General features: G+C 63.1%; 24 protein-coding genes. 9 read left to right on the forward strand and 15 right to left on the reverse strand.

Annotated features, from left to right (window positions below; genetic code table 11):
- The first annotated feature begins 314 nt into the window (after positions 1–314).
- Positions 315–1,493, forward strand: a complete 1,179-nt coding sequence (locus tag G5137_RS02930; RefSeq protein ID WP_421254892.1) for an MFS transporter — start codon at positions 315–317, stop codon at positions 1,491–1,493.
- Between the two features lie 167 nt (positions 1,494–1,660).
- On the forward strand, positions 1,661–2,332 hold the full coding sequence (locus G5137_RS02935) for an NAD(P)H-dependent oxidoreductase (protein WP_201995467.1): 672 nt from the start codon (positions 1,661–1,663) through the stop codon (positions 2,330–2,332).
- A gap of 113 nt (positions 2,333–2,445) precedes the next feature.
- On the opposite strand, the gene G5137_RS02940 is transcribed toward G5137_RS02935, so the two are convergent.
- The 8 genes from G5137_RS02940 to G5137_RS02975 all read right to left on the reverse strand — a co-directional run bounded on the left by G5137_RS02940 (position 2,446) and on the right by G5137_RS02975 (position 8,932).
- On the reverse strand, positions 2,446–3,054 hold the full coding sequence (locus G5137_RS02940) for a DoxX family protein (protein WP_064338242.1): 609 nt from the start codon (positions 3,052–3,054) through the stop codon (positions 2,446–2,448).
- Positions 3,051–3,845 carry a putative DNA-binding domain-containing protein gene (locus tag G5137_RS02945; protein ID WP_266135076.1) on the reverse strand — a complete coding sequence of 265 codons (795 nt, stop codon included), beginning with the start codon at positions 3,843–3,845 and terminating at the stop codon, positions 3,051–3,053. The genes G5137_RS02940 and G5137_RS02945 overlap by 4 nt, the downstream gene beginning before the upstream one ends.
- Positions 3,838–4,695: a DUF692 domain-containing protein gene (locus G5137_RS02950; protein WP_201995465.1), complete on the reverse strand. Its 858-nt coding sequence runs from the start codon at positions 4,693–4,695 to the stop codon at positions 3,838–3,840. Before G5137_RS02950 ends, G5137_RS02945 begins: the two co-directional genes overlap by 8 nt.
- Entirely contained in the window at positions 4,683–5,012 is a 330-nt protein-coding gene (locus G5137_RS02955; RefSeq protein WP_042056354.1) for a hypothetical protein, read from the reverse strand. Before G5137_RS02955 ends, G5137_RS02950 begins: the two co-directional genes overlap by 13 nt.
- Complete coding sequence (locus G5137_RS02960) at positions 5,005–5,964, reverse strand: MBL fold metallo-hydrolase (RefSeq protein WP_042081514.1); 960 nt, start codon at positions 5,962–5,964, stop codon at positions 5,005–5,007. The genes G5137_RS02955 and G5137_RS02960 overlap by 8 nt, the downstream gene beginning before the upstream one ends.
- Before the next feature lie 130 nt (positions 5,965–6,094).
- Entirely contained in the window at positions 6,095–6,205 is a 111-nt protein-coding gene (cydX, locus tag G5137_RS02965; RefSeq protein ID WP_005337572.1) for a cytochrome bd-I oxidase subunit CydX, read from the reverse strand.
- 16 nt (positions 6,206–6,221) lie between these two features.
- Positions 6,222–7,361 (reverse strand): cytochrome d ubiquinol oxidase subunit II, encoded by a 1,140-nt coding sequence (cydB, locus tag G5137_RS02970; protein ID WP_421254893.1) that lies wholly within the window; start codon positions 7,359–7,361, stop codon positions 6,222–6,224.
- Positions 7,361–8,932, reverse strand: coding sequence for a cytochrome ubiquinol oxidase subunit I (locus tag G5137_RS02975; protein ID WP_236381560.1), 1,572 nt, complete (start codon positions 8,930–8,932; stop codon positions 7,361–7,363). Before G5137_RS02975 ends, cydB begins: the two co-directional genes overlap by 1 nt.
- 122 nt (positions 8,933–9,054) lie before the next feature.
- Between G5137_RS02975 and G5137_RS02980 the strand changes: the two genes are divergently transcribed.
- On the forward strand, positions 9,055–10,470 hold the full coding sequence (locus tag G5137_RS02980) for a PLP-dependent aminotransferase family protein (RefSeq protein ID WP_421254894.1): 1,416 nt from the start codon (positions 9,055–9,057) through the stop codon (positions 10,468–10,470).
- A gap of 93 nt (positions 10,471–10,563) precedes the next feature.
- Here G5137_RS02980 and G5137_RS02985 read toward each other — a convergent pair whose 3' ends face one another.
- Both G5137_RS02985 and G5137_RS02990 read right to left on the reverse strand, forming a co-directional pair.
- Positions 10,564–11,022, reverse strand: coding sequence for a GNAT family N-acetyltransferase (locus G5137_RS02985; protein ID WP_421254895.1), 459 nt, complete (start codon positions 11,020–11,022; stop codon positions 10,564–10,566).
- A 154-nt stretch (positions 11,023–11,176) separates the two neighbouring features.
- Positions 11,177–11,815: a tellurite resistance TerB family protein gene (locus G5137_RS02990; RefSeq protein ID WP_421254896.1), complete on the reverse strand. Its 639-nt coding sequence runs from the start codon at positions 11,813–11,815 to the stop codon at positions 11,177–11,179.
- Positions 11,816–11,956: 141 nt separating this feature from the next.
- Between G5137_RS02990 and G5137_RS02995 the strand changes: the two genes are divergently transcribed.
- The 3 genes from G5137_RS02995 (at position 11,957) to rsmS (ending at position 13,001) form a co-directional block, all read left to right on the forward strand.
- Entirely contained in the window at positions 11,957–12,259 is a 303-nt protein-coding gene (locus G5137_RS02995; RefSeq protein WP_088869296.1) for a hypothetical protein, read from the forward strand.
- Positions 12,260–12,279: 20 nt separating this feature from the next.
- Positions 12,280–12,750: an acyl-CoA thioesterase gene (locus G5137_RS03000; protein ID WP_421254897.1), complete on the forward strand. Its 471-nt coding sequence runs from the start codon at positions 12,280–12,282 to the stop codon at positions 12,748–12,750.
- A gap of 95 nt (positions 12,751–12,845) precedes the next feature.
- Positions 12,846–13,001 carry a pleiotropic regulatory protein RsmS gene (rsmS, locus tag G5137_RS03005; protein WP_074042636.1) on the forward strand — a complete coding sequence of 52 codons (156 nt, stop codon included), beginning with the start codon at positions 12,846–12,848 and terminating at the stop codon, positions 12,999–13,001.
- 77 nt (positions 13,002–13,078) lie between these two features.
- Here rsmS and G5137_RS03010 read toward each other — a convergent pair whose 3' ends face one another.
- Positions 13,079–13,921, reverse strand: a complete 843-nt coding sequence (locus G5137_RS03010) for a LysR family transcriptional regulator (RefSeq protein ID WP_421206465.1) — start codon at positions 13,919–13,921, stop codon at positions 13,079–13,081.
- 109 nt (positions 13,922–14,030) lie between these two features.
- On the opposite strand from G5137_RS03010, the gene G5137_RS03015 reads away from it, so the two are divergent.
- Positions 14,031–14,561 carry a nucleoside deaminase gene (locus G5137_RS03015; RefSeq protein ID WP_279491854.1) on the forward strand — a complete coding sequence of 177 codons (531 nt, stop codon included), beginning with the start codon at positions 14,031–14,033 and terminating at the stop codon, positions 14,559–14,561.
- Positions 14,554–15,828, forward strand: coding sequence for an MFS transporter (locus G5137_RS03020; RefSeq protein ID WP_421254898.1), 1,275 nt, complete (start codon positions 14,554–14,556; stop codon positions 15,826–15,828). The genes G5137_RS03015 and G5137_RS03020 overlap by 8 nt, the downstream gene beginning before the upstream one ends.
- A gap of 67 nt (positions 15,829–15,895) precedes the next feature.
- On the opposite strand, the gene rluF is transcribed toward G5137_RS03020, so the two are convergent.
- Positions 15,896–16,912, reverse strand: a complete 1,017-nt coding sequence (gene rluF / locus G5137_RS03025) for a 23S rRNA pseudouridine(2604) synthase RluF (RefSeq protein WP_421206469.1) — start codon at positions 16,910–16,912, stop codon at positions 15,896–15,898.
- Positions 16,902–17,024 carry a hypothetical protein gene (locus G5137_RS03030; protein WP_005337590.1) on the reverse strand — a complete coding sequence of 41 codons (123 nt, stop codon included), beginning with the start codon at positions 17,022–17,024 and terminating at the stop codon, positions 16,902–16,904. Before G5137_RS03030 ends, rluF begins: the two co-directional genes overlap by 11 nt.
- Before the next feature lie 344 nt (positions 17,025–17,368).
- Between G5137_RS03030 and G5137_RS03035 the strand changes: the two genes are divergently transcribed.
- On the forward strand, positions 17,369–18,949 hold the full coding sequence (locus tag G5137_RS03035; RefSeq protein WP_421206472.1) for an alpha/beta hydrolase: 1,581 nt from the start codon (positions 17,369–17,371) through the stop codon (positions 18,947–18,949).
- A 122-nt stretch (positions 18,950–19,071) separates the two neighbouring features.
- Here G5137_RS03035 and G5137_RS03040 read toward each other — a convergent pair whose 3' ends face one another.
- Together G5137_RS03040 and G5137_RS03045 are read right to left on the reverse strand one after the other, a co-directional pair.
- On the reverse strand, positions 19,072–19,440 hold the full coding sequence (locus G5137_RS03040) for a VOC family protein (protein ID WP_421243874.1): 369 nt from the start codon (positions 19,438–19,440) through the stop codon (positions 19,072–19,074).
- 163 nt (positions 19,441–19,603) lie between these two features.
- Positions 19,604–20,071: a hypothetical protein gene (locus tag G5137_RS03045; RefSeq protein ID WP_107682341.1), complete on the reverse strand. Its 468-nt coding sequence runs from the start codon at positions 20,069–20,071 to the stop codon at positions 19,604–19,606.
- Positions 20,072–20,079 lie beyond the last annotated feature (8 nt).

Consider the following 20,079-nt stretch of genomic DNA (forward strand, 5'->3'; position numbering starts at 1 on the left):
TCATCTCACTCGTTGCTCATTCCCCCACGCACAGCAGGTTCAGCCAACCCTGTCTCCTTCCATTACCCCCGCCCCCGTTTCCTCTTTATACCCTACTCGCTCAACACGCTTTGTCTCTGCTTTCCAGTCACTTCGATCTCATCTCTCTTCCCCCCTCTTTGCGGCCACTCTTGTCTCTCCCATTCCCCTCCTACTCATCGCCATTGCTGCTGATTTGGCAAAAGTAATTTGATGTCACCGTCATTTTTGCCAACAAAACCCATCGGCATACTGGCGCCATTCTCCCGTCGGGAGTCCCTAACCAAGGAGTTGTTATGCCACTGGCGTTATTTGCCCTTACCCTGAGTGCCTTTGCGATAGGCACCACCGAATTTGTGATCGTGGGGCTTATCCCCACCATTGCCGAGCAGCTCAATGTCTCGCTTCCCTCGGCGGGCCTTCTGGTCAGCCTCTATGCCCTTGGCGTAGCCATCGGCGCCCCCGTGCTCACAGCGCTGACCGGCAAGGTGCCGCGCAAGTGGCTGCTGGTAGGGCTGATGGCGCTCTTTACCGCCGGCAACCTGCTGGCCTGGCAGGCCCCCGGTTACGAGAGCCTGATTGTGGCCCGCATCCTGACCGGATTGGCGCACGGGGTCTTCTTTTCGGTAGGCAGCACCATCGCCACGGGTCTTGTGGCCAAAGAGAAGGCAGCGAGCGCCATCGCCATCATGTTCAGCGGCCTTACCGTGGCGCTGGTGACAGGCGTACCGCTCGGCACCTGGATTGGTCAGGTCTTTGGCTGGCGTGAAACCTTTCTGGTGGTAAGCCTGCTGGGCCTCATCGCCATGGTGGGTAGCCTGCTGCTGATCCCGGGCAACCTGCCCAAGGGAGCAGCCTCGACCATCCGCGAGCAACTCTCGGTACTGACCAAGAAGCCGCTGCTGCTGGTCTACGCCAAGACCGCCCTCGGTTATGGCGGCGCCTTCACCGCTTTCACCTTCCTCGCCCCCATCCTGCAGCAGGTGAGCGGCTTTAGCGACAGTGCGGTGAGCCTGATCCTGCTGGTGTACGGGGTATCGGTCGCCATCGGCAATATCTGGGGTGGCAAGCTGGCCGACAAGATGGGTCCCCTACCGGCGCTCAAGCTGCTGTTTGCCGGTCTGGCGCTGGTGCTGCTGGCCCTCACCTTCACCGCCCCCCATCCGGTGCTGGCCGTGCTGACCGTGCTGGTGTGGGGCGCCTTTGCCTTCGGCAACGTGCCGGGTCTGCAGGTGCTGGTGGTCAAACAGGCCGAGCTGCACACCCCCAAGGCGGTGGATGTGGCCTCCGGCCTCAATATCGCCGCCTTCAACGTTGGCATCGCGCTGGGCTCCGTCGTCGGTGGCCTGGTGGTGGAGCACCTCGGCCTGATGCACACCCCCTGGATCGGCGCCCTTATCGTACTGCTGGCCTACGGACTGACCCATGTCAGCGAGCGCCGCGAAGCCGTCCGGCTCGCCGCCTGTCAGGCATAAGCTGCGCCAGCAGGCGTCACGCAAGGGCGTGGCGCCTGCTGCAATCGGTGCGGCAGGCTTCTATGCTGTGACACAGCGTCAACCCGGCAACTATTTCAGCAACTGTTTCAGTCACTTTTTCAGTAACCAAGCCTGTCACCCTCGCATCATTTGCCACGGAGTCTGTTATGAAGGTGCTTATCGTCTATGCCCATCCCGAACCCAAAAGTTTCAACGGTGCCCTCTTCTGCCACGCCATCAGGGCGCTGGAGCAGGCGGGCCACACGGTGATGACCAGCGATCTCTATGCCATGGGCTTTGATCCCGTCTCGGATCGGCGCAACTTCACCGCCGCCAGCGATCCCGATTTTCTCAAGCTGCAGCTTGAAGAGCTGGCTGCCACCGAGCAGGGCAGCTTCGCCCCGCTGCTGGAGCAGGAGATGCAAAAGCTGGAGGCGGCCGATCTGCTGATCTTCCAGTTCCCGCTCTGGTGGTTTGGTCTGCCCGCCATCCTCAAGGGGTGGGTGGATAGAGTCTTTGCCATGGGGCGGGTCTACGGTCAGGGTCATATCTACGAGAGCGGCAAGTTTCGCGGCAAGCGGGCGTTGCTGAGCCTCACCACCGGCGGCCCTACCGAGACCTATCTGCCCGACGGCTTCAACGGCGATATCGACGGGGTGCTGCGCCCCATCCAGCGCGGGATCCTGCAATTTGTCGGCTTCGATGTGCAGCGCCCCCATATCTGTTATGCACCGGTGCGGGTCTCGCAAGAAGAGCGGGAAGCCTGGCTCGCTCAGTGGGCCGAGCGCCTTGGCCAGATTGAGCAGGAGTCCCCCATCGCAGTCGGCCGCTACCAGTAGCGGCTGACGCAGCTGACACTCTCCCCACACAGCACAAAAACAGCGAGCGGCCCTCGGCCGCTCGCTGTTTTTCACGCTCTGTCGTTATGGTTTTTGTTATCCGTGGGCAAGCCTTATGCCGCCTGTTGCACGCCTGCTTTGCCGGTCACGGCACGTTTGAGCCAGTAGTCGAGGCTGACGTAGCGGCCCCCGCCGTAAACCAGCAGCACCAGCAGCATCACGAAGTAGGTGGCGGCAAACTCCATCCCGTTGTTGAGCATCACGGGATCCCCGAGCTCCGTGATGTAGTTGTAACGACCGGGGAAGTTCGCCGCCAGCCACTCGATAAAGCCGTTGAGGCGCAAGGTGGCCTCCATGCTGCCGGTGGCGATGGCATCCCAGCCGTGCTTCCAGTGCACCATGGCACTCGCCACGCTCATCAGAAAGATGGTGGGAATGGCCATGATGCGGGTAAAGAGGCCAAGGGCGATGCAGATGCAACCCAGCACCTCGGTGCCCGCCGCCAGAAAGGCGAGCAGGGTCGGGAACGGCAGGTTGAGCCCTCCTTCCGAGACCGGGGCACCAAACCAGGCGACCGTGCCGGCAAACCCCATCACCTTGGAGTGGGCCCCCACATAGATGACCGGAATGAGATAGAGGCGAATGGCCAGCAGGGCCAGAAAATCGAGCCGCTTGCACTGGGCTACCGCCCGCTCGTACCACTGGATCAGGGTGTTGTTCATGGGAATTCTCCTTGGTGTTTGCTAAATGAGGGCAAGGGAGTGCCAGTCTGGCGCTCACCGACGGGCAAGGTCAGCAGACCCAGCCGGTGAAAATGGCGTGCCCACTCGCTCAGATCAAAGTCGCTGCGAACCTGTTGTACCTGTTGCAGGAACGCGGCTTGGGTGATCCCCGGTTGCTGTTGCAGCAACTGGATCAGCGCCACGTCCCATTCGCGCAACCGCTGGGTCACCACCTGATGCTCCGGGCTGCGAAACAGGCCATAGAAGTGGTTGCCCTGCCGGGTCGGCACCACGCCGCTGCGACGAATGGCAAAGGGGAGCTCAAGCAGTTGCAGGGTGGGATTGAGCACAAGCGGACTCTCCGCCGTCACCTCAACCCCCGATATAACTTGCGGCACCACCCCTTCATCAATCTCGACACAGAGGCAGGCCCACTCGTACTCCAGCAGCGCCAGCCGCTGCTTGGGCCAGTTGAGAGAGCCCTCACTGTGGCGATGCTGCACATAGCGGACAAACTCGGTGGCGATATGGTGAAACTCGGGGGTCTCGGCGCCGTGCTGGATAACAAAGCCCTCCACCAGCAGCCACCTGTCCACCGGCGCCCAATGAGCGTGGGTGAGCACAAAGGCACTCTCCAGCACCGACTCCACATTGGCACGCACGCTGCGGGCATAGTGGCTGGCGATGCCATCCTGCGGCAGCCGCACCCGGCTCGCCAGCCAGGCGGTCTGCAGCTGCATCCGCTGCGGCGCCGTTTTGGGCGCAGTGATCAGAGATAACCGTCTACCCATAACGCACCTCCCGCACCTGACTGTCGATCGCCTCGCAACAGGCGCCGTGCACCCGCGCCAGCTCGGCCTCCAGCTCTGCCAGCGGTGGCAGATGGTGATCCCGCTCCAGCAGCAGGGGGCGCAGGCCGTGGGTCTGCACCGTATAACGGGCCAGCGCTACCACCGCCTCGCACACCGGTTTGCCATGGGTATCCAGCAAGGTGCCATCCGCCTCTTCCAGATGACCGGCGATATGAAAATAGCTGATCGCACTGCTCGGCAGCCCGGCAATCATCCGCTTGGGGCAGTAACCGTGGTTGCGGCTGTTCACAAAGACGTTGTTGATATCGAGCAACAGCTCGCAGCCGCTGCGCGCCACCAGCTCGGCGAGAAAATCCTCCTCCGGCATCTCGTGGTCATAGCCGTGGTAGTAGGAGATATTTTCCAGCACCAGCGGGCGGGCCAGCGCCTCCTGCACCTGCGCGATCCGCTCGGCCAGATAGGGGATGTTCTCCCACTGGCGCGGCACCGGTAGCAGTTCGTAGAGATAACCCTGCTGGTCGCGGGAAAAGCTCAGGTGCTCGCTGTAGATCTCGATGCCGAACTCGTCCAGAAAGGTGCGGATCTGGCTGAGCAGGGTGCGATTGAGGGGCTGGCAATCGCCGAGGGAGAGGCTGAGGCCGTGGGCCACCAGCGGGTACCGCTCGGCGATCCGGTGCAACTGCTCGCGCCTGGCGCCGCCGATGGCCATCCAGTTCTCCGGCGCCAGCTCGAGAAAGTCGATGCCGGGGCGGACGGGGCCGGAGCAGAGCGCATCCAGATGCTCCTGACGCAGCCCGATCCCCCGACTGCGGGAGCTTATTGGCCGCATACCCCCTCCGTCATCTTGCTGCCCTGGCTGGATGTATTGCCATCAATCCCCTCTCCCGCCACGCCACACTTGCCATCGCGAGCGCGCACCAGCCGCCCCTGCGGATCACTGTCGAGGGCCTGCTTCTCGAAGCGCTTCTCGGTGCCGCACTTGCCCGCCGCACACTTGCCGCCGTGCTGTTCGCTGGGGGCGGCCTTGACCGGCGCATCGCTCGGGGTGGCCGCCAGCGCCAGCCCCGGAGTGAGGGCAATCAGGCTGGTCATGGCGATGGAGAGGGTCAGTTTGCCGGTGGTTTTGTTGCTGCTTGAGTTACTCATGGGCGGACTCCTTGACGGATGAAACGGGGTAGCTGGAGAGATCGCGGGCGGCCACGATCTGGCCGTGGAACTGCTGTTTGACGATGGCCATCGCCTCTTTCTTGTGATTGAGGCCGACCCCCATCCAGTGGTTGAGCACCAGCAGCTTGGGGTTCACCTCGGCGGCAATCTTGGCCACCACCGACGGCTTGGCGTGAAGCGAGGCGGAGACAGGGTCGGCCCCTTCGTGGATGGCGAGCGGCATCACCAGAATGTCGGCCCCCTTGGCAAACGGCACAAAGGCCGGGTTGCTGCCGTTCTGATCTGCAGAGATAACGATGGTTCCCTCGGCGCTCTCGATGCGATAGGCCAGACAGGGTACGTCACCGTGAGGGATGCCGAGGGCGGTGATGGTCAGCCCATCCTGCTGATAGACGGTGTGGGGCTGCGGGCTCTGGTAGGGCACATCGTGCAAGGTGATGGGGAAGAGGCCATCGGTGCCATCCTTGAAGCCGCTCAGGTAGGCATAAGCGCCCTTGTCCTTGTTGAAGAGGGCATCAAAGTAGCCGCTCATGCTGGGGAAGGCCGAGCCGGCCTCTGGCCCCGCCAGATCCAGCGGATCGCTGCGCTCGAAGAAGTAGGCCCCCTTGAGCAGGGCGGGCAGGTCGGTCACATGATCGGTGTGAAAGTGGGTGATGCCGATAAAATCGACCTCTTCGAGCTTGGCCCCCGCCTGGCCGAAGCGCAGGTAGACGCCGCCACCGGCATCGATCAGGATGCGGGATTTCCCCTTCCACCAGATCACCTCGCTGGAGGAGGCACGCAGATCGTCGGAGATGGGGCCACCACTGCCGAGCACCTGCAGGGTGAAGGTTTTATCCAGTGGCGTCAGTTGTACCGGTTCGGCACAGGCCGGGGCGACGGTGAGCGCGCACCCGATGGCCAGCGCCACCGCTTTCAATCTCTGTTTCATCACAATTACCTGTCGGTTGGTTGTCGGTTGAAAGTGTGTCGTGTGTGTCGTTTAAAGAGGGGGAGAGAGGGGCCGATGGCGACGAGTGAACGCCAGCCACCGGCCATGGCGGGGCGCGAGCCCCCCGCCGTCAGTTACCGTCCCGTTCGTCCGCCTGCCAGCGCGCTTCCAGCCAGAGCAGGTTGCACAAGCCCAGCAGCAGGGCGAATCCGAGGCCCAAAATCCAGGTGAAGTACCACATAGCAGATCCCTTGAGGTCAGTAGAGTTGATGGCTGTCGCGCTTGATGCGGGCACGGTCGAGCTTGCCGCGCACCACTCGATAGACCCAGCCGGTGTAGCCCAGGTTGACCGGCATCAGCACCAGCACGAGGGCGAACATGATGGCCAGGGTCTTGTAGCTGGAGGTGCTGTCCCACAGGGTCAGGCTGCTGACCGCATCGAGGGATGAGGGCAGCACGAAGGGGAACAGGGCGATGGCCACCGAGCAGAGCATGGCGGCGCAGGCAATGGCGCTGGCCAGCAGCGCAATCCGGCCCCTCTCCAACCAGGAGGCAATCCCGCTCACCAGCGGCGCCAGCGCCCCGATGATCGGCACCAGCCACAGCAGCGGATAGTCAGAATAGTTGCGCAGCCAGCCACCGGCGTGGGGGATCACTCCCTTCATCAGCGGGCTGATGGCAGCATTCGGGTCAAAGGGTTGTGTGCCCACACCGGTCAGCTGAAACCCTTGCAGATCCACCAGATGCCAGCCAGCCAGCAGATAGCAGAGGCTCACCAGCGGGGCCAGCAGGATGGCGATCCCCCGTGCGCGCAGCGCTGGGGTGCCGGTCACCTTGGCTTGCAGAAAACCGGCGCCGTGCAGTAGCAACAGGCTGATGGCGGTGGCCAGCACCGAGAGCAGCCAGCCCCAGTGGAAGTCGAACGCGCCGTAGTGCAGGCGCAGCGCCGTGTCGAAGCGAAACGGCAGCCCCTCCATCACCAGACCGATAGCAGCACCGAGGATGAGCGCCGGTATCAGGCCACCGGCCACCAGCGCCCGATCCCACCAGCGGCGCCACACCGGATCGGCCAGCTTGCTGCGATAGTCAAAACCGACCGGACGCAGAAAGAGCCCAAGCAGCAGCACCACCATGGGGATGTAGAGCCCCGAGAAGGCGGCGGCATAAACCAGTGGCCAGGCGGCGAACAGGGCACCGGCACCGGCAATCAGCCACACCTGATTACCCTCCCACACCGGCCCCACGCTGTTGATCACCAGACGGCGGTCGTCGTCATCTTTCGACACCACCGGCAGCAGCATGGCGATGCCGAGATCGAAGCCATCCATCACGATAAAACCGACCATCATGAAGAGCACCAGCGCCCACCAGATGAGTTTCAGGGTTGCGTAATCCATCAGGCGATCCTCGCAAGTTCGGGTTGTTCACCGCTGTAGCGGCCGGTATGGAGAATGGCGGGCCCCTTGCGGATCACATGGCGCAACAGGAACAGCTCCACCACCAGCAGCAGGGTGTAGATGGAACAGATGGCGATGAGGCTGAACCAGAGTTGGCCCGGCTGAAGCAAAGAGACCGAGGCCGAGACCGGCAGCACGTCGCTGATGGTCCAGGGTTGACGGCCGAGTTCGGCCACCAGCCAGCCCGCCTCGATGGCAATCCAGGGCAGCGGAATGCTCCAGAGCAGGGTCTTGAGCAGGCGCGGTGAGTCTTGCAGCCGGTTGCGGCAGAGCTGGACAAAGCTCACCACCATCAGCCCCAACATGGTGACACCAAGCCCCACCATCACCCGAAAGCCCCAGAACAGCGGTGCCACCGGCGGGATGGAGTCATCGACCGCTTTGGCAATCTCCGCCTCACCGGCCTTGGCAATATTGCTGGCATAGGGGGTCAGGAGCATGCCGTAGCCAAGATCCTTGCCGTGCTGCTCGAAGCGGGCGCGGTTGGCCGGGGTGTCATCACCCTGCCGGATCTGGTCGAGGGCCTCGGCCGCCACCATGCCGCTGCGGATGCGTGCCTCGTTCTGCACCTTGATATCCTTGAGGCCGGTCACCGCCTCGTCGATGGAGCGGGTGGCGATGATCCCCATCAGATACGGGATCTTGATGGCGGCGTGGGTGGTCTGCGCCTGCTGATCCGGGAAGCCGAACAGGGTAAAGGAAGCTGGCGCCGGCTCGGTCTCCCACTCCGCCTCGATGGCGGCGAGCTTCACCTTCTGCACCTCGCCGGTGCGATAGCCCGACTCATCCCCGAGCACAATGACCGAGAGAATGGCAGCCAGCCCGAAGCCGGAGGCGATGGCGAAGGAGCGCAGGGCAAACTGCACCTCGGTCTTGCGCAGCAGATACCAGCTGCTCACCCCCATCACGAACATGGAGGCGGCCACATAGCCTGCCGCGACGGTGTGAACGAACTTCACCTGCGCCACCGGGTTGAACAGCACGGCGGCGATATCCACCAGCTCCATCCGCTGGGTCAGCAGGTTGAACTCGGCCCCCACCGGGTTTTGCATCCAGCCGTTGCCGATCAGGATCCACAGTGCCGAGAGGTTGGAGCCGAGCGCCACCAGCATGGTCACCAGCAGGTGCTTGCCGCGGGAGAGCTTGTCCCAACCGAAGAAGAAGAGCCCCACCAGGGTCGATTCGAGAAAGAAGGCCATCAGCCCCTCGATGGCCAGCGGGGTACCGAAGATGTCCCCCACATAGTGGGAGTAGTAAGCCCAGTTGGTGCCGAACTGAAACTCCATGGTGATCCCCGTGGTGACCCCCATGACGAAGTTGATGCCAAACAGTTTGCCCCAGAAGCGGGTGATGTCCTGATAGATCACCTTGCCGGTCATCACATAAGCCGACTCGGCGATCACCAGGATCCAGGACAGCCCCAGCGTGAGGGGCACAAACAGGAAGTGGAACAGGGCCGTGGCGCCAAATTGCAGGCGAGACAGGCTGACCACGTCATCCGGATTGATCATGCGTCACTCTCTTTTGTTGTATTTGCCTTGCACGTTTCGTGCGTGACAAGTACATCACGGAGCATGACACCTATAACAGATGCAGTTATATTGAATTACACCTATAACAGTTGATCCAGATCATGTCCCTTTACCAGCAGTTGGCCGACCGCCTGCAAAGCCAGATCGACGATGGCATCTGGCAACCGGGGGAGCGCATCCCCTCCATTCGCCAGAGCTGCAAGACCCACGGGCTCAGCCCCATGACGGTGTTGCAGGCCTATCAACTGCTGGAGAGTCAGGGGCGGATCCTGGCCCGTCCCCAGTCCGGCTACTACGTCAAAGCCGCCTCACCACAGCTCGTGCAGCACACGCCGAGCCAGACCCACTACAGCGGCTCGGTGGATATCAACGATCTGGTGTTCGAGGTGTTGCAGGCGAGCAAATCGCGGGATCTGGTGCCCCTTGGCATGTCGGTGGCAGACCCGACCCTGTTCCCCCATCCCCAGCTCGGGCGAGCCCTGGCCAGCTGCATGCGCAAGCTCGATCCCTTCAGCACGGTGGCCGACCTGCCCCCCGGCAACGAAGCGCTGCGCCGCGCCATCGCCCAGCGCTACGCCAGCGACGGGGTGGCGGTCAATCCGCAGGAGATCATCATCACCACAGGCGCCATGGAGGCGCTCTCCCTCAGCCTGCAGGTGCTGACCGAGCCCGGTGACTGGGTGGTGGTGGAGTCCCCCACCTTCTATGGCGCCCTGCAGGCCATCGAGCGGCTGAAACTCAAGGCGGTGGAGATCCCGGTCATTCCGGGGGTGGGCATCGATCTCGACCTGCTGGCCGACGCCCTCAGCCAGATGCCGATCAAGGCGTGCTGGCTGATGGGCAATGTGCAGCACCCGCTCGGCCACACCATGCCTGATAGTCACAAAGCGCGGCTGATGGCGCTGCTCAACAGCCATGGGGTGCCGCTGGTGGAGGATGACGTCTATGCGGAGGTCTACTTTGGCCGCGAGCGCCCCAAGCCGATCCGCCACTGGGATCAGCATGGCGACAGCCTGCTCTGCAGCTCCTTTTCCAAGTGTCTGGCACCGGGCTTTCGGGTCGGCTGGGTAGTGGCGGGGCTCCATGCCGAGCGGGTGCAGCGGCTGCAACTGATGTCCACCCTCTCCACCAATGTACCGAGCCAGCTGGCGCTGGCCGAGATGCTGCGCCAGGGCGGAGTCGATGCCCACTTTCGCCGCCTGCGCCACACTCTGGCCCAGCGCCAGCAGCAGATGCGGGCGGCCCTGCAACGGCTGTTGCCGGACGAGGTGCGGATCTCCTCCCCCGATGGCGGCTACTTCCTCTGGCTGGCGCTGCCTGCCCATTTCGACAGCCGCGCCCTGCACGCCAAGGCTCTAGGCAGCGGTTTTTCAGTGGCCCCCGGCGCGCTCTTCTCCAGTCAGGGGCAACACAACCACTGCCTGCGCCTCAACAGCTCCCATCCCTGGAGCGAACAGCTGGAGCAGGCCCTCACCCGGCTGGCGGCACTGATTGCCGCACAGCTCGGTGAAAAGTAACGAGGCAAGGAGCCGCTGGCGAAACGAACAAAGGCCCGTAACGGGCTTGTGTAGTTGGGGAGTGACGCGCCTTGTCTCGCCATCAAAAACTGATCATCTGGCCATGATCTGCGACTGCACCTTGAAGCCCAGCGCCTCGTAGAGGGCTTTGGCGCGCTCGTTGAAGGCCATCACCTCCAGCCGGATTTGCTGAGCATCACGGGCCTTGGCCCACTCATCGCAATGGGCGATCAGCGCCTTGCCAATCCCGCGAGAGCGGTGCTGCTCATCCACCACCACGGAGCCGATCCGGCAGAGAGGCAGCTTGCTGAGAAAAGGCACGCTCTCATTGATGTCGATCCGCGCCGTCAAAAAGCCCACCACCCTGCCGTCCTGCTCGGCAACGCAGAACAGACGCCCTTCTGCGGCAATGGCATCGAGCAGAAATGCCCGCTCCTCTGGTGACGGCGGGCAGAACACCTCGGGATAGTGCTGATGGTGGATCTCTCCTATCTGCCGGTTCAGCTCGACAATGGCATCGATATCCAGTGCGGTTGCCTTGCGTATCTCCAACGGTTGCTCCTTGCAAAAATGGTGATGATCCTGCGCCATCTTAGGGGCTGTGCCCCACAATCCAAATAGGCTTATCCGCATCTTTTGACGAGCCGCAGAAACAACAACGCCCCTTGAGCGGGGCGTTATCGGCAATCCATGGCGATGAGGGATATCAGGCGGGGGCGTTAAGTTGGGCCACCTGCCGCTCGATGCTCCCTTTGAGGTTGTCATCGAGCTTGAGGGCGCGTGCCAGTTCGTCGAGATAGCCTCGCTCCATAAAGTGATCCACCTCGATGGCAAGCAGGGAGGCGAGATAGACCTCGGTGGCCAGCTCCATGTCGGTCACTTCCCGCGCCAATGCGTGAGGATCGAGAGGGCGGGCCAGCTCGGCGTCAATCCAACGAGCGACATCGCTCTGACCCTGTTCGGTCAGGTACTCCTGAATTTTCTGGCGCTCGGCGCCGTCGATATGGCCATCGGCCCGGGCCGCTGCCACCATGGCGCGCACCAAAAGCACCGCGCGGGCATCCAGCGCATTGCCTTCCAGCCCACTGATGGGATGGGTGGGCTGGGCGGGCGCCGCCTGCTGGGCCTGCCAATCCTGATAGAGCTTGTAGGCCAGCCCGCCAAGGGCCGCCGCGCCGCCCACGGCAGCGGCCTTGCCGCCATATTTGCGCACTTTTTTATTGCCCAGCAGCAGACCGAGCGCGCCACCGGCCAGCGCTCCCTGCATCTGCCCCTTGCGCTTGTCGCCGCCTTCGTTGAGCCAGCCTTTGCCAGCCCCCAGCAACTGTTCCAGCATCTGTTTCATCGTGACACCTCGCTATTGTTCGCCCCATGCTGGCGCTGGCGTCATGAACCAAGAGTGAATGGGCCCCATTATTGCGCCGTCCCCTGTGCATCCTGCCGCCATTCGCGGTATACCTGAAACAGGTCAACAAGGAGCATCAGGATGCGCATCATAACCCCTTTCGTGGTTCTGCTGTTGTGCGGCACTGCCAGTGCCGCCAGCGAGCTGGATCGCTCAGCCCAGCAGGCCAAGCTGGATGCCGCCTGCCAGCAAGCTCAGCAGCAACTGGTCGAGCAGGGCAAGCAACAGCGGATCGACGCCTGCATCAAGGAGGGCGGCAAGGCCGACAAGTGCCAGCAGGAGTTCGCCAGCTTCGGCCAGCGCGAGGGCAACAAGCGGCCCGACCTCAACAACCTGCCCCCCTGCCAACAGGCTGACGCCTACCGCAAGAGCTACCGTCAATGACCCCGAACCAAGGAGAGAGCATGACCCCCCCCCGCGAACTGACCCTGCAATTTCTGGCCGAACCCTCCGACGTCAATTTCGGCGGCAAGGTGCATGGCGGCATGGTGATGAAGTGGATCGATCAGGCGGGCTATGCCTGCGCCGCTGGCTGGTGTGGCGGCTATGCGGTGACCGTCTATGTAGGGGGGATCCGCTTTTTGCGCCCCATCCAGATTGGCCAACTGGTAGAGGTGCACGCCCAGGTGATCCACACCGGCACCACCAGCATGCATCTGGCGGTGGATGTCTACAGCCGCCACCCCACCGAGACCGAGCGCCACAAAACCACCCACTGCATCATCATCTTCGTGGCGATGGATGAGCACGGCAAGCCGACCCCAGTGCCCCAGTGGCAGCCGGTGAGCGAGAGCGATCTGCAGTTGCAGCAGTACGCCAAAAAGCTCATCGCCCTGCGCGAGGAGATCGACAAGGAGATGCGCCAGCACCTCTGACCCTGGTGATTCCCCTTCCCGATACAGCGGGCGCTTTCGGCCTGCGGCGGCGCCCCTGTATAATCCCCCCTCTTCCCGCAACCGGAACCCTGCCCATGTCACTGGAAACTGCCCCGCCCGAGGTAAAACTCGCGGTGGATCTGATTGAACTGCTGGAGACCAACCAGCTGGCTCCCGAGCTGGTGCTGGCGGCACTGGCCATTGTGAAACAGGATTACGAGCGCAAGCTGGCGGAGGGGAAGGATCACTGATCCCTCCCCGCACTTTTTCTGCCTTATCTTTCCGACGCCAGTTTTTCCCCACAGAAGTTTTTCCCCCACATAGCCACTCACTGCGGCCCCATCACCTCGTCACAGAGGGCGATCAGGGCCGAACTCAAGCGGGTGAGCGGCTCACTCCCGCTTACCCCGGCATGGAGGGCCAGCTCCACCGGCGCCACCTTGGGCCACTGGGTCAGGGCCAGCTGATCGGCGGGCATCAACCTTTTGGGTAGCAAGCTCACCCCGATCCCCGCGCTCACCGCCCCCTGCAAACTGGCGAGACTGGCGCTGACATAGGCGACGCGCCAGCGCCGACCCAGACCATCGAGCGCCTCGGTCATCTGCTGGCGATAGAGCCCTTCGCTCGGGAAGGCGACCAGCGGCAGCGGATCACGCCCCTTCGCTGGCCAGTCGCGGCTATCTACCCACACCAGCGGCTCACTCCAGCTGGCGAGCGGCGAGCCCTGTCCGCGCACCTGCTTGGCCAGCGCCAGATCCAGCTCCCCCGCAGCGAAGCGCTGCCAGATGTGGTGGCTCAGACCGCTCTCCACCTCCAACCGCACCTCGGGGTAGTCGCGGGCAAAGGCGGCCAGCACCGGGGTAATGGCCCCTGCGGCGAAATCCTCCGGCACCCCGAGGCTGAGGGACACGCTCCCCTCGCTCACCTGCTCCTCGGCCTGTGCCAGCAGCGCCAGAATGCGGCGGGCCAGCCCCAGCAATTTTTCCCCCTCCGCCGTCGCCACCACCTGACGGCCAGCGCGATCCAGCAGTGGGCAGCCAAGCTGCTGCTCAAGGCGGCGGATCTGCTGGCTGATGGTGGATTGGGTCAGATGGACCCGTTCACCGGCGCGGGTAAAGCTGCCGGTGTCGATAATGGCGACAAAACTGCGCAGTAACAGGGGATCCAGCATGGGGCGCTCCATTTACAAAACCACTGAAACTCATTCTATCATTTAATTTCCAAATGACTTTTTTCGCCGCTAGGCTGGCATTTGTTCTGTCAAATCAGGGTTTTTCATCATGTCACAGCCTCTTGTAGCGTCTACCCCTCTTCGCTCGCTCACCCCATCAACCTCACTCCAGACTCACCGACAATGGCTGGAGCAGGCGGTGCAACTGGCCAGAGCAAATCACCGGCAGGGCGGTCGCCCCTTCGCCGCCCTGCTGGTGCGCGATGACCAGCTGGTGGCGAGCGCGGTCAACGGCATTCATCTGGATGGCGATCCCACCCGTCACGCCGAGCTGGAGGCGCTGCGCAAGGCAAGCCAGAGCGCGCCGCTCGCGGGCAGCATCGTCTATGCCAGCGGTCACCCCTGCCCCATGTGCCTCGGCGCGCTGGTGATGAACGGCATCGCCGCCGTCTATTACGCCTTTGATAACGCCGATGCGGCGCCGTTCGACTTTGACAGCACCGCCGCTTATCAAAAGCTGGGGCTGCCGCTGGCACCGCCACCTCTGCCACTGGTCAAACTGGCCGTCACCATGACGGCGGCAGATCTCTACGGCTCCCAGTTACAACAAGCCACACAAGCAGCGCCTGATCATGAGTAAAGGGACTTTCGAACGCCAGGCAGAGGCGCGCCGCCAGCAGTTTGCCCTGCTGGTGCTGGTGATCCTGATTGGCCTGAACCTGCGCCCCTTTCTTACCGCCATCGGCCCGCTGAGCGGCGAGATTGGCCGCGCCCTGTCGCTGGGGATGGACACCCTAGCCTGGTTCACCCTGTTGCCGCTCTGGCTCATCGGGATTGGCGTGCTGCTCACCCCGCGCCTGCGCAGCCTTGCCAGTGCCACCACCCTGCTCGGGCTGGCCCTGCTGCTGCTCACGGCGGGCAGCGCCCTGCGTTTTGATGCCCAGAGCGGCAATTTGCTGATCGCCTGTGCCGCGCTCTGCGGCCTTGGGTCGGCACTGGTGCAAGGGGTGCTGCCAGCGCTGATCAAGCAGGCGTTCACCCACAAGGTACCGCTGGTGATGGGGATCTTCTCCGCCTGCATGATGGGGGGCGGGGCGCTGGGGGCCAGCCTCACGCCACGGCTGGCAGTGAGCCTCGACTGGTCGCGGGCGCTGGCGCTCTGGAGCCTACCGGTGCTGCTGGCCCTCGTCTGGCTAGGGTGGAAAGTGCGTCTGCCTCGGGCCGCGGCAATCGCCATTCCCCACGGCGAACAGCGGCTGATCACCTTGCCCCGCAGTTGGTTGCTGATCGTCTGCTTTGGCATCATCAACAGCGGTTACGGCATCGTAGTGGCTTGGCTGGCCCCCGCCTATATGGCGCAAGGATGGAGCCCCGCGCAGGCGGGCGAGCTGGTCGCCTGGCTGGCGCTGGCGCAGACCGCCAGCGGCCTCGGCCTGCCGCTGCTGGCGGCGCGCAGTCTGGATCGACGGCCGTGGATGGGCCTTGCCATCGCCATGCAGCTGGCGGGATTCGGCGGCCTATGGCTGGCGCCAGCCAGTTCCCCCATTCTCTGGTGCATGCTGTGCGGCGCCGGTCTTGGCGGCAGTTTTTCGCTCATCATGGTGATTGCGCTCGATCACCTGCCCGACCCGCGCCGCGCGGGCACACTGAGCGCCCTGATGCAGGGCTTCGGCTTTATGCTGGCGGCCACCGGCCCCTGGGTGGCGGCACGGCTCTATCACTATGTGAGCGACTTCGCAGCTGCCTGGCAGTGGCAACTGGGGGGCTTACTGCTGATGAGCCTGCTGGTGCTGCGCCTCGACCCGCGCCACTACCCCCGCGTTATGGGGTTACCGACCGCCAGCGAGCCGTCCCTTTCGGCTCCCCGCCCAACCGACTCTGCGACCCAAAGCAACACACCGGCCTGAGGCCGGTGTGTTGGGGATAACCGTGTTGGAGATGACAAGGTAGGCTGACGCCGCTCAGGGGGGCAACTTAGCGCCCCTTCTTCTGCCGTCCGCTGTTAGCGGTGCGCGGCTTGCCTGCGGCCGGTTTGCCTCCCTTGGGAGCCCCTTTGCCAGCACCGCCCTTGTTGGCTGCACCTTTGCCCGCACCACCCTTGCCCACCGGCAGCTTCTTCTCGAAGGCTTCCGGGCCCGGCACATTGGGGCGACCGCCAATCTCGTGATCATCATCGCGGCGCGGCTTCTTGCCCTGCCCCGGTTTGGCGCTTTGCGCCGCAGGAGCCTTGGCCGCCTTGGGTTTGTCGCCTTTGGCCGGTTTCACCTCGGAGGAGGAGTCCTCAATCAGCTTGAACAGATCGATCAGCTCGTCGTCGGTGAGATCGCGCCACTCGCCCACCGGCAGCCCCTTGAGGCTGACGTTCATGATGCGAATGCGCTCCAGCTTGGTCACTTCGAAACCGAAGTACTCGCACATGCGGCGGATCTGGCGGTTAAGCCCCTGCACCAGGGTGATGCGAAAGACGAACGGCGCCTCTTTCTTCACCTTGCACTTCTTGGTCACAGTACCGAGGATCGGCACCCCGGCCGCCATTCCGCGCACAAACTCGTCGGTCACCGGCTTGTCGACGGTCACCAGATACTCTTTCTCGTGATCGTTGCCCGCCCGCAGGATCTTGTTGACCAGATCGCCGTGGTTGGTGAGAAAAATCAGCCCCTGCGAATCCTTGTCGAGCCGCCCGATGGGGAAGACCCGGGTGCTGTGGTTGACGAAATCGACGATGTTGTCCTTCTCGCCCGCCTCTGTGGTACTGACGATACCCACCGGCTTGTTGAGGGCGATCAGCACCAGACTGTCCGCCTCGCGCGGCTCGATCACCTGACCGTTCACCTTGACCAGATCGCCAACCTGCACCTGATCACCGATCCCGGCCCGCTTGCCGTTGATAAAGACGTGGCCCTGCTCGATAAAGCGGTCGGCCTCGCGGCGCGAGCAGATACCGCTCTCGCTGATGTATTTGTTCAGGCGCATGGATTCGTTAGCCAGCATGGGTCACCTGCCACAGGTTCTGGGCCGCGCCCGGTTGTGCCATCGCCTGTTCCGGCTGCGCCGGGGAGGCTGTCTGCTGCATCAGCCAATTCACTACGTCAAAGTTCTGCATACCATTCCATCTTCAAAAAAGGCCAATGCCAGCTTATCCATCAAAAAACGCCGCTACAGTAGCATAATTGCCCTCTTTCAGGGGCAGATAGTTGCAAGGTCGCGCGCCCAAGCGGGCATCTGCGGACAAGTTCACGCCGCCGGATGGCCCGCGATGCCGCCTTTGAACAACCAGCCTGATGCCAACGGCGGGATCCGGCTCCCACAGCCAGCGCGGCCGAACGCCATCAACTATACATATCACCTTGTTTCCATTAGGCTTTAAGCCGGTTGGCCGCGCCCAATGTGCTGCGCCGAACTCGCCCGCCCAAATGCGGCTTCACCTCTATCGCCAAGGATTGCACCATGCTGGCTCACACTCGCCGCCTTGTTCGCCGTGCTCTGCTGACCCTGTTGCTGCTGTTGCTGACCGCATGGGCGGTGATCGCCTACTTCGCCTGGCAGGCAGCGCCGCTGCAGCTGTGGCACACAGTGGTGCCCCCCGAACTCAGTGCCGATGAGCTCGACAGCAGCGACTGGCAAGCCTATCTGGCCCGCGAAGCAGAGCTGTTCGAGCTGGTGGCCACCGAGGTAGTCGCCAAGACGCCGCCGGAGCAGCAACTGGCCAGCAATCGCTACTATCAGGACGCCCCCATCAATCCCGCCCGCTTTCAGCAGAACTGGAACCGCTCCTACCTGCTGCGCCCCGAGGGGGAAGCCAAAGGGGTAGCGGTGCTGCTGCACGGCCTGACCGACTCCCCCTACAGCCTGCGCCATCTGGCTAGACGCTATCAGCAGCAGGGCTTTATCGCGCTGGGGCTGAGGATCCCCGGCCACGGCACAGTGCCCGCTGGCCTCGTAGATGTGGATTGGGAAACCTGGCTGGCCGCCACCCGACTGGCGGTGCGGGAGGCCAGATTGCTGGCACCGGGCAAGCGGCCGCTGCATCTGGTGGGCTTTTCCAACGGCGGCGCGCTGGCGGTGAAATATGCGCTCGATGCGTTGGCCGACCCGAGCGGCACGCTGGCAAAACCGGATCGGCTGGTGCTGATCTCCCCGATGATCGGGGTGACCCGCTTTGCCCGCTTCGCCGGGATCAAGGCCGTGCCTGCCCTGCTGCCCGCCTTTGCCAACGCCGCCTGGCTCGACACCATGCCGGAGTTCAACCCGTTCAAGTACAACTCGTTCCCGGTCAACGGCGCGCGCCAGTCCTACCGCCTGACCCACGCAATCCAGCAGCAGGTGCGCCAGCTGGCCGCCAGTGGCGAGCTGGAGGCATTTCCCCCCGCCCTCACCTTCCAGTCGGTGATGGACTACACCGTCAGCACCCGCTCCATCATTGCCGATCTCTATCACTACCTGCCGGCCAACGGCAGCGAACTGGTGCTGTTTGATATCAACCGCAGCACCCTGTTTGGCCCGCTGATGAGCTCGGCCTCAGAGCTGGCGCTGCACCGCTTGCTGCCAAACGCCCCCGGGCACTATCGCCTCACCGTGGTGGGTAATGTCGAGCCAACCTCCCCCGCGACGCAGGCCAGAACGCTGGCCAGCGCAGACCAGCCTGAGCAGGTCCGCCCGCTGGGCATCGACTATCCCAAGGAGATCTACTCCCTCTCCCATGTGGCGCTCCCCTTCCCGATGGACGACCCCCTCTATGGCATGGCAGCGCGCCCGCAGCAGCGGGAGCAATACGGCATCAACCTCGGTGGTCTGGCCCTGCGTGGCGAGCGCGGCGTGCTGATCGTCAACCCCGGCGCCCTCACCCGCACCTCCTCCAACCCCTTCTACCCCTATCTGCAGCAGCGGGTGATGGAGACTCTCATCGCCCCTCCCGTCGCCCCGTCTGCCGCCGTAACCCCTGCCAGCAGCGGTCAACCTGATGCGGCCTATCAGGCAGAAGTGGAGCAGTTTTTACAGGAGAGCGACGAGAGCAGCGCGCCTTTCTAGGGCATTTCTGGAGTATCGGCAAAGAGCCACTGGCGCTGGGTCGATGGCGATACAAGAAAGGGGCCGTCAATTGACGGCCCCTTTCTATTGATGATGGCGATGGGAGTGATGACTTGGTGGGCTCAGGGATAGATGCTGACTTCTATCAGGTTCTGGTCAGGGTCGAGGAAGTAGACAGATTCTATCGGCCCGCAGGCACCGCTTTTGGTCACCGGCCCCTCGACAATCTCCACCCCGTGGCAGGCAAGCTGGGCCATCACCTGCTCCAGCGGCCAGCGGGTGATAAGGCAGACATCTCCCGACCCCACCTGCGCCAGATTGCGCGGCTCCTGCCCCAGCAGTTGCAGATTGATCTTCTGGTTGCCAAACCCTACCGCCCGGCGCCCCGCACCGAAGGTAATGGCCTCCATATTGAGCACCGAGCTGTAAAATTCCACGGCCCGTTCGATATCACTGACCGTCAATACCAGATGGTCGATATGGCTGATCATGGTTACCTCCTGGTGGTGATCTGGCTGATGTGACCGGCATATACCCGCAAACATCCGGCTGTTGCCGCCACGGCGGGCAACCCCATCATACCCGGCAAGGGGAAGCCCATGTGTGTCGTGACGCGCAAAGCGAGCGCAAATGATCTGGTCAGATAAATTCGCTTTACTGCACCGCTGCGCACGCTTTCTCCCGCTGGGCCAGCAGGGCTTCATCGTCACTGTCCATTGCCGCCAGAATCGCCTGATTGCAGGCGCGCTCCGCCAGCTTGGCAGGACTCTGCTTGGCATCCCCAATCTCTGCAATCATCGGCCGATAACTGATGGCCGCCGAGCAGTACATGGTGCGAAATTTGGGCAGTTGCCAACTGCTGTCATCCTGCCGGGTCAAGTCATCGCACAGCTTGTGAAACAGGGCGGACGCCTTGACCGTGCACTGGCTAAAACGCCGAACATCCTGCTGGTAGGGACGACAAACGCTCGGCTGCTGGATCTGCCACAGCTGAAAAGAGAACGGGACCGACTCCCCCTCATACTGCACCACCAGCGTCTTGGCCTCAGTGCCATAGATATCCGCAACCTGCTGCTGTACCAGATTGAGATAAGCCGAAAAAAGATAGGAAACCGGATCCATCACCACCT

It is taken from the genome of Aeromonas sp. 600282 (assembly GCF_049175755.1).
GTDB lineage: Bacteria > Pseudomonadota > Gammaproteobacteria > Enterobacterales > Aeromonadaceae > Aeromonas > Aeromonas veronii_A.

Bases quoted from the DNA above. Each gene is read 5' to 3' on its own strand.
- G5137_RS03040 (WP_421243874.1), bottom strand. From the start codon at position 19,440: ATGATCAGCCATATCGACCATCTGGTATTGACGGTCAGTGATATCGAA.
- G5137_RS02940 (WP_064338242.1), bottom strand. From the start codon at position 3,054: ATGAACAACACCCTGATCCAGTGGTACGAGCGGGCGGTAGCCCAGTGC.
- G5137_RS02980 (WP_421254894.1), top strand. From the start codon at position 9,055: ATGTCCCTTTACCAGCAGTTGGCCGACCGCCTGCAAAGCCAGATCGAC.
- G5137_RS02930 (WP_421254892.1), top strand. From the start codon at position 315: ATGCCACTGGCGTTATTTGCCCTTACCCTGAGTGCCTTTGCGATAGGC.
- G5137_RS02975 (WP_236381560.1), bottom strand. From the start codon at position 8,932: ATGATCAATCCGGATGACGTGGTCAGCCTGTCTCGCCTGCAATTTGGC.
- G5137_RS02995 (WP_088869296.1), top strand. From the start codon at position 11,957: ATGCGCATCATAACCCCTTTCGTGGTTCTGCTGTTGTGCGGCACTGCC.
- G5137_RS02950 (WP_201995465.1), bottom strand. From the start codon at position 4,695: ATGCGGCCAATAAGCTCCCGCAGTCGGGGGATCGGGCTGCGTCAGGAG.
- rsmS (WP_074042636.1), top strand. From the start codon at position 12,846: ATGTCACTGGAAACTGCCCCGCCCGAGGTAAAACTCGCGGTGGATCTG.
- G5137_RS03045 (WP_107682341.1), bottom strand. From the start codon at position 20,071: ATGGATCCGGTTTCCTATCTTTTTTCGGCTTATCTCAATCTGGTACAG.
- G5137_RS03015 (WP_279491854.1), top strand. From the start codon at position 14,031: ATGTCACAGCCTCTTGTAGCGTCTACCCCTCTTCGCTCGCTCACCCCA.
- G5137_RS02990 (WP_421254896.1), bottom strand. From the start codon at position 11,815: ATGAAACAGATGCTGGAACAGTTGCTGGGGGCTGGCAAAGGCTGGCTC.
- G5137_RS02955 (WP_042056354.1), bottom strand. From the start codon at position 5,012: ATGAGTAACTCAAGCAGCAACAAAACCACCGGCAAACTGACCCTCTCC.
- G5137_RS02960 (WP_042081514.1), bottom strand. From the start codon at position 5,964: ATGAAACAGAGATTGAAAGCGGTGGCGCTGGCCATCGGGTGCGCGCTC.
- G5137_RS03030 (WP_005337590.1), bottom strand. From the start codon at position 17,024: ATGCAGAACTTTGACGTAGTGAATTGGCTGATGCAGCAGACAGCCTCC.
- G5137_RS03020 (WP_421254898.1), top strand. From the start codon at position 14,554: ATGAGTAAAGGGACTTTCGAACGCCAGGCAGAGGCGCGCCGCCAGCAG.
- cydB (WP_421254893.1), bottom strand. From the start codon at position 7,361: ATGGATTACGCAACCCTGAAACTCATCTGGTGGGCGCTGGTGCTCTTC.
- G5137_RS03000 (WP_421254897.1), top strand. From the start codon at position 12,280: ATGACCCCCCCCCGCGAACTGACCCTGCAATTTCTGGCCGAACCCTCC.
- G5137_RS02935 (WP_201995467.1), top strand. From the start codon at position 1,661: ATGAAGGTGCTTATCGTCTATGCCCATCCCGAACCCAAAAGTTTCAAC.
- rluF (WP_421206469.1), bottom strand. From the start codon at position 16,912: ATGCTGGCTAACGAATCCATGCGCCTGAACAAATACATCAGCGAGAGC.
- cydX (WP_005337572.1), bottom strand. From the start codon at position 6,205: ATGTGGTACTTCACCTGGATTTTGGGCCTCGGATTCGCCCTGCTGCTG.
- G5137_RS03010 (WP_421206465.1), bottom strand. From the start codon at position 13,921: ATGCTGGATCCCCTGTTACTGCGCAGTTTTGTCGCCATTATCGACACC.
- G5137_RS02945 (WP_266135076.1), bottom strand. From the start codon at position 3,845: ATGGGTAGACGGTTATCTCTGATCACTGCGCCCAAAACGGCGCCGCAG.
- G5137_RS03035 (WP_421206472.1), top strand. From the start codon at position 17,369: ATGCTGGCTCACACTCGCCGCCTTGTTCGCCGTGCTCTGCTGACCCTG.